At 75.4% G+C, this 11,710-nt stretch carries 8 protein-coding genes; 1 reads left to right on the top strand and 7 read right to left on the bottom strand.

Annotated elements, in window-relative coordinates:
* Positions 1 to 20 precede the first annotated feature (20 nt).
* From fxsT to ACFQLX_RS17165, 7 genes are all read right to left on the bottom strand, one after another.
* On the bottom strand, positions 21 to 3,044 hold the full coding sequence (fxsT, locus tag ACFQLX_RS17195; protein ID WP_386416083.1) for an FxSxx-COOH system tetratricopeptide repeat protein: 3,024 nt from the start codon (positions 3,042 to 3,044) through the stop codon (positions 21 to 23).
* A gap of 48 nt (positions 3,045 to 3,092) precedes the next feature.
* Complete coding sequence (locus ACFQLX_RS17190; RefSeq protein WP_386416081.1) at positions 3,093 to 4,205, bottom strand: aKG-HExxH-type peptide beta-hydroxylase; 1,113 nt, start codon at positions 4,203 to 4,205, stop codon at positions 3,093 to 3,095.
* 14 nt (positions 4,206 to 4,219) lie between these two features.
* Positions 4,220 to 4,417, bottom strand: coding sequence for a hypothetical protein (locus ACFQLX_RS17185; protein WP_386416198.1), 198 nt, complete (start codon positions 4,415 to 4,417; stop codon positions 4,220 to 4,222).
* Between the two features lie 94 nt (positions 4,418 to 4,511).
* A complete protein-coding gene (locus tag ACFQLX_RS17180) occupies positions 4,512 to 7,694 on the bottom strand; it encodes an SAV_2336 N-terminal domain-related protein (protein ID WP_386416078.1) in 3,183 nt (1,060 codons plus the stop codon).
* Between the two features lie 6 nt (positions 7,695 to 7,700).
* Positions 7,701 to 8,774, bottom strand: a complete 1,074-nt coding sequence (locus tag ACFQLX_RS17175) for an AAA family ATPase (protein WP_386416076.1) — start codon at positions 8,772 to 8,774, stop codon at positions 7,701 to 7,703.
* 52 nt (positions 8,775 to 8,826) lie between these two features.
* Complete coding sequence (locus ACFQLX_RS17170) at positions 8,827 to 10,803, bottom strand: VMAP-C domain-containing protein (protein WP_386416196.1); 1,977 nt, start codon at positions 10,801 to 10,803, stop codon at positions 8,827 to 8,829.
* 56 nt (positions 10,804 to 10,859) lie between these two features.
* On the bottom strand, positions 10,860 to 11,300 hold the full coding sequence (locus tag ACFQLX_RS17165; protein ID WP_386416074.1) for a CU044_2847 family protein: 441 nt from the start codon (positions 11,298 to 11,300) through the stop codon (positions 10,860 to 10,862).
* A 213-nt stretch (positions 11,301 to 11,513) separates the two neighbouring features.
* Here ACFQLX_RS17165 and ACFQLX_RS17160 point away from each other — a divergent pair, with 213 nt between their 5' ends.
* A complete protein-coding gene (locus ACFQLX_RS17160; RefSeq protein ID WP_386416072.1) occupies positions 11,514 to 11,696 on the top strand; it encodes a DUF6104 family protein in 183 nt (60 codons plus the stop codon).
* Positions 11,697 to 11,710: the final 14 nt, after the last annotated feature.

Raw genomic sequence — 11,710 nt, 5'->3', positions numbered from 1 at the left:
GCCCCGGCCATGGTGTTGCCTCAGCCCAGGTTCGCCTCGAAGTCCCAGTGCGGGCGCACCCGTTTGCGGGCGTCGACCGTGTGCGGATGCTGGACGCCCATGGTCTGCTTGAGGATCTCCAGCGCCTGCTCCTCGTAGGACGCGGCCTCCGCCAGCCGCTGCAGTGCCCGTAGGTCCGCGGCCATCGCGGTCATCGCGGCAAGCGTCAGCGGGTGTTTCCCGCCCAGCGCCTCGTCGGCGTGGGCCAGGGTCTGCTCCGACAACTCGGCGGCCTCGGTCAGCCGTCCGTCGGCGTTGCGGCCCATGGTGGCGTTGAGGGCGCAGCCCAGGGTCCAGGGGTGGCGGTCGCCCAGCAGGGAGCGCATGCCGGCGAGGGACTGCTCGAAGAGGTTGAGCGCGCCGGTGCGGTCGCCCAGCGCGCGCAGGATCAGCCCGACGTTGGAGACGATGCCGGTGGAGACGGGGTGGGCGGCGCCCAGCAGGGCGCGGAAACCCTCCTCCGCCTCCTTCGCCAGCGCCAGCGCGTCGTCCAGCCGGCCCTGCTCGCGCAGGAAGGCGCTGTAGTCGTTGGTGAGGATGAGCGTGCGGTAGGCGCGACGCCCGTGGGCGCGCCGGTAGCGGTCCAGCAGCGTGCCCAGCACCACGCCGACCTCCTCGCGGGGACCGCCCGCGCGGTACTGGCAGAGGGCGAGCTGGCGGCTGGCGGCGAGGGTCTGCACGTGGTCGGCCCCCAGGACCTGCACCTGCAGTCGGGTGCCCTGCTGCTGGCGGGTCAGGGCCTCCTGGAAGCGGCCCAGCAGCCGCAGGTCGAAAGCGCAGTTGTTGCTCACGCGCAGGGTGGTGGCGTCGCGCGGCGGCAGGACCACCTCGAGCGCCCGCAGCACTTGGATGTCCAGCTCGTACGCCTCCGCGTACCGTCCGAGCAGGCGCAGCGTCACGGCGTAGCTGTCGCGCATGTTGAGGGCGACCGGGTCGTCGGGCCCGTACAGCCCCTCGGCCAGCTCCAGTCCCCGGTCCTGGTGCTCCAGGGCCTCCTGGAAGCGGCCCAGGCGGCGCAGGTCGGCGGCCACGCTGCGGTGGGCGCGCGCCAGGTCGGCCCGGGGCGGCGGGGCCTGGGCCTCCAGCCGGAGGAGCTGGGCCTCGTCCAGGGCGAGCGCCTCGCTCAACCGGCCGCTGTCGCGCAGCATCCGGCTCTGGTAGTCGGTGAGTTGGAACCACAGCGGATCGTCGGGGTCGACCTTGCCGTGCCAGCTCTCGCGGACCCGGGCGGCCAGGGCGGCGCCGAGGGTGAACTCGCCGCTGTGCATGCAGTAGGCCACGCAGTTGATCACCAGCTGCCGCACCCGCGGGTTGGTACTGTGCAGCGCGTCGCTGGGCTCCAGGTGGAACATCAGGTCGGCGTAACGGGGCCAGTCCGCGATGTTCTGCGGACGGCCCGGATCGGCTTCGGCCAGTGCGCGGCGTACCACCCGCTGGTGCCAGGCGCGGCCCTCCGGGGCCAGCAGGCGGCTGACGATCCCGTGGGCGAGGCGGTGCATGCGGACCGCCATCTCCACCGGGCCCACCTCGTCGGGACCGGAGCGCTGGGTGGGCTCCAGCGTCATGACGGAGAAGTTGGCGAGGGCGTCCAGCGCCTGCGACCAGGCCGCCTGGTCGTGGACCAGCCAGCGCAGCTCCTCGGGGAGGTCCCGGTCCGGCAGCATCCGCACCAGGCCCAGCGGGATGCGGCCGGAGGCGAAGCCGGTGCACAGGGCGAGCAGGTCCACCGCCCGGGGGTGCTCCTGGCGGAGCTGGTTGATCAGCAGGGACCAGGAGACGAGGGAGGAGGCCGGATAGGACAGGGCCTCCTCCCCCTCGAAGTCCACGTCGCTGTAGGCGGACTCGGTCTTGCGGAGGTAGTCCTCCACCGGCAGGTCGGACTCGTCGAGGTAGGCGGCGGCCTGGCTCAGTGCCAGGGGTACGTGATCGAGCCGCTCGGCGACCCGCTCGGCCTCCCGGGAGGTGATGCGGCGGGCGCGGCGCATCAGGAAGCCGGTGGCCTCGGCGCGGTTGAAGGCGGGGACGGGCACCAGCTCGGCGCTCTCACCCCAGTGCCGGTTGCGCGTGGTGACCAGTACGTGGCCGGAGCCGGCCGGCAGCAGGGTCTCCAGGTCACGCAGGTCGTCCCAGCCGTCGAAGATGATCAGCCAGTGCAGGTACGGGGAGCCCAGCCGCAACGCCTCCTTCACCGCGCGGATGCGCTCGCCGGGGCTCGCGGTGTCGGTGGGCAGCGCCAGCCGGGTAGCCAGCTGGCCGAAGCGCTCGCGGCGCATGGCGGCGCTCTCGGCGTTCACCCACCAGACCACGTCGTACTCGGCGCTGTAGCGGTGGGCGTACTCGGCGACCACCTGGGTCTTGCCGATGCCCGGTGTCCCGACCAGGGCGGCCAGCGCGGCGCCGGGCGGGGCGTCGGTGAGGCTCTGGTAGAGGTCACTGAGCAGCTCGTCGCGGCCGGTGAACGAGGGGTTGCGGCGGGGGACGTCGCCCCAGACCTCGGGCGGGTCGCTGGGGTAGCGGAAGGGGCGGCGGCCGGCCAGGGCGCGCTGGGGCTCAGTGGGCAGGCGCAGCCGGGTGAGCAGGCGGCGCTCGGCCTCCTCCGCGTCCACGCCCCACAGCTCGGTGGGGCTCAGCACCCGGGCCGGGGTGGGAAGGGCACCGCTGGAGACGTTGACGGCGGCGAAGCGGTCCTTGTGCTCGTGGACGAAGCCGCGCAGCACGGCCTCCCAGTCGCCGTCGGGGCGCGGGCCGAGCTGGAAGAACCACTTGCTGAGAACCAGCACCACCTGCGCGTCGCCCAGCAGCAGGTCGCTCAGCGCCTCCTCCAGGGAGTGCTCACGCGGCGGGTCCCAGCGCTGCATGCCGACCTGGTGGCCGTGGCTCTCCAGGACCCGCAGCACCCACGTGGCCCAGTGGCGCTGGAAGCCGGGGAAGACCACGAGGTACTCCCGCGGCTCACCGGCGGCCTGCTGCGGCACTGTCTCCAACTCGCCTGTCTCAGTGCCCATGTACACGTCCGCGCCGGGCGCGGACGAGCGGGATTTGTTCACACGACCTCACCGGTAGACCGTCCCGACACCACTCCCGAGGCGGGCGTGGTGGTCTGCCATGCCCTGGACGAAACTCACACCGGCGGGGGTGAGTTCCGCAGTGCGGTGCAGGAGGGCCAGGGCCTGTCCGACCTGCTCACGGTAGTCCTCGCAGCGGTCGTGTGCCTCGCTTTGCGCGACAGTTCGGCCCGGGAATCCGCTGCGGGCGTCCTCGGCGCCGGCGGGTGGCCGCTCAAAGGCGGCGCACGCGACACGGTGCCAGAGGTCCGCCAGGCCGAGATGCGCGTACGTGCCCTGGAGCACGGCCTGCACGGGGCGGTCGTCCAGCCGCCAGGCGACCCGGTGGTGGGCGGCGCCGCCGGGGCGGTAGAGGGGGAGGACGTCGAAGAGGATGGCGAGTTTGGTGTGCTGGATCTCGTGCACCAGCAAGGCCGCCAGCGCGGGGGCATCGGGTTGGGGTACGCACAGTACGGCGCCGGGCGCGGCGCGGCCGGTGGCGCTGTTGGGGGTCCCGCTGCCGGGGCCGGGCGCGCGGCGCAGGGGGACCAGGCTGCGGGTGAGGGCACGCACCTCGGCGGCACGGGCCGGGTCGACGGCGCCGAGCCAGCGCAGGGCCTGCTCCCACTGCGCCAGCCAGGGTACGGCGGGCGCCTCGGCCGGGGTGGCGACCGGCCAGCGGGGGCGGCCGGCGGCGTCCCGGGGGGTGCGATGGGGGTCCACGCGGTCCAGGAGGCCACGCGCGGTGGGGAGCCGGGGCAGGGCGGGGGCGGCAGCGGTGGCGGTGGCCGGGTCGTGGCGGGCCGCCAGTTCGGCGAACTCCGCGGTCTCCGCTACCAGTTCGCCGCCCGCGACCCGCAGCAGGCGGCTGAGGCGGTTGCCCGTCGCGGGATAGCCCAGCAGCTCGCGGACCGCCGCCGGCGAGGCGCGCTCCGCCCGCTCCAGCCGGCTCCAGGCGCAGGCGAACGCCGCACGGGCGGCGGCGGGGGTGCCGGGGCGGGTGGTCTGCTCGTGGACCGCCCTGAGCAGCAGCAGTCTGCGGTGGTGCAGCCAGCACTCCCAGTCGGCCACGTCGCCGGGGCCCGGGCGGGTGGACCCCAGGCGCGCTATCCACGATGCCATGGCGACGCTCCCGCCTATTCGGCGTCCGGCTGGTCGTAGGGCTGCTCGTACCCCTCCTCGGCCGCTGCTCCACGCAGCAGTATCCAGTCGACGGCGGCGGCCAGTTGAGGGGTGTGCAGATCCCGCAGGGCGACCAGGCCGACGCCCGAGAGGTCGGGCAGCGGGGGTGCCAGGGCGCCGTCCGCGTCGGCTCGCCCGGCGTCTGTGTTCATCCGCACGCTCGTCCCTCCTCCACCGCTCCACGCGGTCCCCCCGCGGCTGTTGACTCATTCCCCGAACGCCCCCGCGCGGAAACACCGGTGGACGCTACCCGGCCTCCAGCCGTACGACCTGCCGCCGCGTCTCCCTCACCTCGGACCACGGCAGTTCACCGCCGTCAGCGCCGAGCCGCGCCCACTCGGCGGCGGCGGCACGGTACGCCTCCAGCGCCTCGGGACGGCGGCCGTCGCGCTCGTGCAGCCCGCCCAGTGCGTGCAGTGCCCGGGCGCCCTCCACCGTCCGCGGGGTTGGCGCCTCCCCTTCCCCCTCCCCGGTCTCGCGGGCGCTCTCCACCGCGGCGCGGAACGCCTCCACCGCGGCGCGTGTGTCGCGTTCGCGGTCGGGGAAGGCGGCGTGCGCCTGGCCCAGCCGCCGCCACGACTCGGCCCGCAGCCCGGGCCCGGCGGCGGAGTTCGCCGCGCGCTCCAGCTGGTGGCAGCTCTCGTACAGGTCGGGCAGGAAGTGCTCCTCCTGCCAGCGCCGCAGCAGGGCGCGGCCGAGCAGCAGGCCCAGCCGCGCGGTGACGGGCCCGGCGCCCGGTGCGGTGGCCAGCCCTTCACGCAGGACGCCCTCCGGGCTGCGGGTGCGGCCGGGGTCCTCCAGCCGTGACTCGCCCCAGTCCGCAAGGAGTTCGCTGCGCTGCCAGCTGTCGGGCGGCGCGAGCGGTTCGGCCTGGGCGTAGGCGCGGTCGGCGGCCTCGTGGTCGCCGGCTTCCCAGTGCACGCGGGCGATGTCGCCCAGGCACAGCAGCCGCTGCGGAAGGTCGTCGCCGGCGGCGGTGAGGGCGCGTTCGAGGACGGGGAGCAGCTCCTGGGGCGGGGCGCCCAGCAGCCGCAGCGCGGCGGCCTGCAGACGCAGGACGGCGCAGAGGCGGCGGCGCTGGTCGGCCGCGCCGCAGGCGGTGTACCGGACCTCGGCGGCTGCCAGTTCGGTGAGGGCCTCGCGGGCGTGGGGTGAGGGGTCGGTCCCGGTGCGGGCGAGCTCCAGCAGCACGCGGCCCAGCCGGGTGCGGCGCTCGGCCTCCCGGAGGTCCGGGGCGAGGTCGTCCGCGGCCGTGCCCGTCGGGTGGGGGGAGCCGGGGGGTGGGGCGGCGGCGCGCAGGGTCGCCACCGAGTCCCGCAGATGGGCGACATCGCCGCTCAGCTCCCACAACTCCCGCTGGACCTCTGCCCGTTCCCGCAGCGTGGCTGGGTCGGTGCCGTTCAGCAGTCCCTCGGACCGCCGCAGCAGGGAGGGCGCGGCGTCCGAGCGGCTGAGGGCGCGCAGGGCGCGGGCCAGCACCAGGCGGGCCCGCTCGCCGCCGCCGGAGCGCACGGCGTCCTCGGCGCGCCGGCGGGCGCGCTCCAGCGAGGGGCGGTCGCGGCGGGTCCACCACAGGTCCAGCAGCTGCTCGGCCTCCTGGAGGTCCGGGGCGGGGTCGGGCGGCGGCTCGTAGGAGCGGATCACTTCGGCAGCCACGATGGCGAACAGCTCGTCGTCGGTGTCGTCCACCGTCCCGTCCGCACCGTCCGCACCGTCCGCACCGTCCGCACCGTCCGGGGCCGTCCGGGCCTCGTACGGGACGGCGGTGTCGCGCTCCAGGCGGGCGACAGCCAGGGCGGGGAAGTTGCGGGCGCTTCGGTGGAAGCGGCGGGAGACGTAGTCGGAGACGTACTTGTTGACGAGGATGGCGGCGCCGCGGTCCAGGGACTGCAGCAGCAGGCCCCGTACCCCAGGGCGGAACTCGTAGCGCGGCCCGGGCAGTCCCTCGGGGTCGGGGAGGCGGTGCAGCAGGCCGCCCAACAGCACCTCGGCCAGCTCCGCCGAGCCGCTGCCGGGGAGTACGGCCGCCTGGACCAGGCGGATCACGGGCAGCACCAGCGGTGCGGCGGCCAGCGCGCAGGCCAGCTCCAGGGCCACCGGAGAGGCAGTGGCGCGGAAGGCGTCGAGGAGCTCTTCGGGGGTGGGCTCGGGGCGGGGGTGCTGCCGGGCCCCGGCGTCGGACCTGCGCAGTTGTCCGCCGGGGGGCAGCCAGGCGGCGGCACCCTTGCAGGAGTCGGCGCCCAGTCCCCCCACCAGCCGTGCCCAGCCGCCGAGTTGGCGGCTGTCGAGTGCCATCACGGGCACCGCCCGCGGGCCGGCCGGGGGTGCGCCGGCGGCGGAAGCGCGGAAGCCCAGGACGGGGGTGCCGGGCGTGCGGCTCAGCCGGCCCGGAACGGCCGGCAGGGCGGTGCGGCGCCACATCCGGAAGGGCAGCGGCTGCACGACGGCGAGCGGGGCGTCCGCCAGCCACTCCCGCAGCAGCCGGTGGCCGCGTCCGCTGCGCCACAGCGGGCCCACGCAGTCGCTCAGTACCAGGACGACCCGGCGCCCGGCGGGGTCGCGGTACTGCTCCACAGGACGCAGCCGACCCGGCTCGGGCGGCGGCTGGGTGCCCACCAGCAGACCGCCGGCCGCCTCGGCGGGGTCCCGGCCGGCTCCGGGGGCGCGCGTGAGGTCGTGCTGCCGGTCGCGCTCGTGCTCCCGGTCGTGCTGCCGGTCGTGCTCCCGGTCGTAGAGGTACAGCGCCTGGACGTCGCGGAAGACGCCCAGGCGCTCGCAGCTCAAGCGCAGGGCCTCGAAGGTGTCCTGCCAGACCGCACTGGTGGCGGAGGCGTCCATGAGGAGCAGCAGTTCGCTGCGCCGCTCCCGGGCTGGGTGGTAGACGGGCAGCAGGGTGCCGCTGCGGGCGCTCAGCTCGGCGGTCGCCGTCTCGTCCAGCGCGCCGGTCCCCGGCGGCAGCGGCGGGCGGTAGCCCCGCAGCGGGTGCAGGGCGCGCTCCAGGCTGCGGCCGGCGGGCAGTGCGGACTCGGGCGGTGGGGCGGGGGCGCGGACGGGAAGGGCGGTGCCGGTACGGCCGGCGGGGGCGGTGACGTACAGGCCGAAGGAGGTGGGGACGCGGGGCCCGGCTCCCGCGGCGGGGGGACGGGGGGCCGGCTGGTCGGCGGGGGCGGTGCCGGGGCGCGGGCGATCCCCTGTCTCCGTGTCGCCGGCACGTACAGCCCCGCCGGGGGCGGACGTGCCGGAGCCCGTACGGGCGGCCAGCCACAGGAAGTCCGCGACCTCCCAGGCGGCCGGCGCGCCCCCGGTGGTGTCACGCAGCGCGGCGAGGAAGGCCGTCAGCCAGCCGGGCGCCGGGGCCGCGCCCCGCTCCGCCTCAGCGCTGTCCCGTGCCGGCTCCCCGCCGGGCCCGCGGTCCGCGGGCGTCCCCATACCGACTCACCTCGAACGGTCGAGTCGGTGCAGCAGCATCTCCGCGATCCGACGCCGTGTGGCGGGCTCGGCACCATGGGCGCGCTGGTTGAAGAACAGGGCGTTGAAGAGCTGGTCGTTGGCGATGACCTCGCCGGGCTCCCGGCGCAGGAACTCCCCGATCAGCTCCGCGCCGTCGCTGAGCGCGTCGGGCCCCAGGTGCGCGGTGACCATCGCGGCGAGCTGCTGGGGGTCGGGCGCGACCAGCTCGAGGGGGATGCAGCGGCGCAGCAGGGCGGCGGGGAAGGTCCGTTCGCCGTTGGAGGTGAGCACGATGAAGGGGAACGCCTCGCAGCGCACCCGGCCGCGCTCAACGGTGGCCCACTCTCCGTCGTCGGTGCGCACCCGGACCCGCTCCTCGGGGGAGCGTTCCAGTTCGGGAATGGTGAACTCGCCCTCCTCCAGGACGTTGAGCAGGTCGTTGGGGAAGTCGGTGTCGCCCTTGTCCAGCTCGTCCACCAGCAGCACCCGCTGGCTGCCCTCGGGGGCGCGCAGCAGGGCGGTACCCAGCGGGCCGAGGCGGATGTAGTCGCCGATGGAGGGGCGTCCGGCCGCCTCCCCACCGGGGGGTGCCTCCCCGGACGCGGGGGCGGGAAGGGCCTCGACGGCAGGGACGGGGGCTGCTTCGCGGGCGGCGGCGCGGGCGCGGTCCAGTTGGACGTCCTGGAGTCTGCCGATCGCGTCATAGCGGTAGAGGCCGTCCTGGAGGGTGGTACGGCTGACGATGGGCCAGCGCAGGACGCGCCCCAGGCCCAGTTCGTACGCCACGGCGTGGGCAAGCGTGGACTTGCCGGTGCCGGGGTCGCCGGTCACCAGCAGCGGGCGGCGCAGGTACAGGGCGGCGTTGACGGCCTCCACCTCGTGCTGGCGTGGGTGCAGGCTCTCGACCAGTCGCCGCTGCACGCCCAGGCGCCGGGCCGTGTCGTCGCGCTCCCCTGCCTCGGCACGCGGGGCGAAGTCCCGCCAGGGCGGCGGCTTGGGCAGGCGGGAGATCCCCTCGTGGGGCGTGCCGGCTCCCCGGTAGATACGCCAGTCGCTCACGGTGCGCTCCTCCAGCCGTTCACGGTTCGGTCCGTGCGGGATCGCGAGGTCGTCATGACAAGTGCCCAGGGGGGAAAGGGGGTTCGAGCAGGTCCTCGGCGGGAAGTGGGGGGCTGTGCGGCGGATCATAGAGGACGATCAGATCCGTGGCCCACGCCGCCGGATGGTCCGCCGCGCCGTCCTGTGCCGCTGTGCGCAGCGCACACGCCTGTGCGCAGAGCCCGGCGCCGTCACCCGCACGGGTGACGAGGGAGTGGGCCTCGCGGTGGAAGGTCTCGCCCCGTGCGCCGTCGATCCGGTGCCGTACGCACAGGGCCGCGGGATGGCCGCCGTCCAGGAGCGCGGCCAGCCGCCGGGCACCCTCCTGGCTGGTGATGCCGGCGCTGTCGACGGGGACGGGGGCTCCGGCGCCGTTGCGGGACTCGGCCTCCGGGTCGGGGGGTGTGAACGGCAGCAGCGGACCGGCCGCCAGGCCCGCCCAGCGTGCCCGCCACCGCTCGTACGAGCCACTCGCCCGGCGCTCGGCATCCCGCAGGACGACCACCCGGTGGCGTCCCAGCGGCACCCGCTCCCCCGTGGCCGGGTGCGGCGTCCAGCGCTCCACGGGCTCGTCGAACAGCTCCCTGGGCAGCATGAAGTCCACCCGCGCCGCGGCAACGCCGAGGTCGCCCTTGCTCAACTGGAGCCGCAGCGCGGCCCGCAGCTCCTCCTCCAGCCACTCGCGGGGGACGGAGCGGGCGGATATCTGAGTGCTGACGACCCTGCCCTGCGCGTCCAGCAGTTGCACGCGCCAGCCGTACACGTCCGCGCCGGGCTCCCCCGGCTCCGCCTCCACCTCGACCAGTACGTTCGCGTGGGCGCCGGCGGGGCGGCGCGCGCCGTCGAGAATGGCCGGAATCCGCTCCTGGATCACCTCGTTGTCCAGCCGCGGGACGAACCGCAGGATCCACTCCCGCAGCGCGGCCAGCGCCGGCGGCGGACGCGTACCGGCGGGCAGCAGAGGAGTACCGACCCAGGTGCCGACCCAGTCGTGCACGAGGGCGGCGTAGACGGCGACGGCCTCCAGGGCCAGCTGGGCGCCCTCGGCGCTGCTGTCGCGCGGTATGCGCAGCAGGGCGGCGCCGTCGCGCCAGGAGCGCGGGTTGTGGTCGTTGATGTCGTACGTCGGGCGCAGGACCTCGCGCCGGGCGATCCGGACCAGCTCCAGTACGTCGCCCGCGCAGGCCGGCGGGGGCAACTGGGCGAAGACGGCGTACAGCTCGGTGCGCTCGCCCGGGTCCAGACCGCCCGCGGCGGGGGCGGACCCGCCCTTCTGCCCGGCGGCCAGCCGGCGCTGCAGGCGCGGCCAGCCCCTGCCGCCGAGGTAGCGGGCACGGTGGTGGCGGTCGTGGGCGGCGACGGCCCGGTGCCAGTGGGCGGCGGCCTCGGTGCCCTCGTCGCACAGGGCGCGCAGTCCTGTGACGGGGGTGGCGAGGCTGCTGTCCTCCCGACCGGCGCCCTTCACCACGGCGATGACGGCACCGGTGCGCTCGTCGAGGACGGGCCCGCCGGAGATGCCGTGCAGCACCGGGCTGCCCCGGGTGGTGCGCAGGACGTGCGGCATGTCGCGGGAGCCGGTGAGGGTGCCGCCGCCGCTGAGGAAGGCGGGCCCTCCGTCGACCTCGACGCTCCACCCGTACCAGCGGATGCGGTCGTCAGGGCCGCTGTAGCGGTCGGCCAGCCAGAGGCAGTCGGCGTCCATGGCGGCGGGCACGCGGACAAGGGCCAGATCAGGCATGGGCCAGGCACCCTCCCCGCCGCGGGCGGCGGGCAGGGCATGCAGTACGGAGCCGGCGAGCCGGCGGCCCTGCGCCGTGACGACGCCGACGGTCCGACCCTCGAGTGCGTCCCCCGTGCCTCCCATGCCGGAGCCCCCCTTCCCCACCACATGCGCACAGGTAACCACCAACTGGGGTGCGATGAAGAAGCCACTGCCCCAGAAGGAGCCACCTGGGCGCTCATACCCGGCCGCCGTCCCTACGATGCGCACCACGCCCCGGCGCACCGGGTCTTCGAGCAGGCGCCCGGGATCTTCGCGGGGATCCGTCACGGGGCCGGCCGGGGCGGCTGGGCCGGGACGGGCGGGGTGTGCGGCTGCGCGCCGGGAGGCGGACGCCGCTCGGGCCGGCAGGTCTCACCGGGACGCCAGGTGAGGGTGACGGAGATGCTGGCCTTGCCCTCGGCATCCGCGATGACGGCGGCGACGGCCTTGCCCGGCTTGGCCACCAGCTCCACTCCGAAGGTCGCGCTCACCTCCTGCGGGGCGCTGCGCAGGGCCGCCGCGTGCACGGAGCGCCCGACGCCGGCGATGAGCCGGTCGAGCTGGCGCGCCCAGGCGGCGAGCCGGTCGCGGGCCCCCACGTCCTGGAAGGCGCCCCCCTCCCCGCCGCTCTGCTCACCGGGCAGCTCGGCCTCCTGCGCGAGGCTGACCCTGGCCAGGATCAGCTGCCCGTCAGGAAGTTCCAACTCACGGATCTCATAGGGCACTTCGTACCCCTCCTCCCCCTTGGCCTGTCCGCTCCCAAGCATTCAGCGCTCGCCGGGGGCGCGGCAAGGACTTCCCCGCCACCGCATCAGCTCTGTTACCTACCGCGGCTCCGCCACGTACCACAGCGGCCCTCGGCGCCGCCCGCCCGGGGATTGCCCCAGGGGACACCCCATACGCTTGGCCCGTACCCACGAACCGACGGAGCGCGAGGCATGTACTTCACCGACCGAGGTATCGAAGAGCTGGAGAAGCGCCGCGGCGAGGAGGAGGTCACCTTCGAGTGGCTGGCCGAGCAGCTGCGCACCTTCGTCGACCTCAACCCCGACTTCGAGATCCCCGTCGAGCGCCTGGCCACCTGGCTGGCACGGCTGGACGACGAGGACGACGAGGAGTAGGTCCGCAGGCGCTC

Source organism: Streptomyces polyrhachis (genome assembly GCF_042663125.1).
In the GTDB taxonomy this organism is placed as follows: Bacteria; Actinomycetota; Actinomycetes; order Streptomycetales; family Streptomycetaceae; genus Streptomyces; species Streptomyces polyrhachii.
This window is presented reverse-complemented; position numbering and strand designations above follow the sequence as displayed.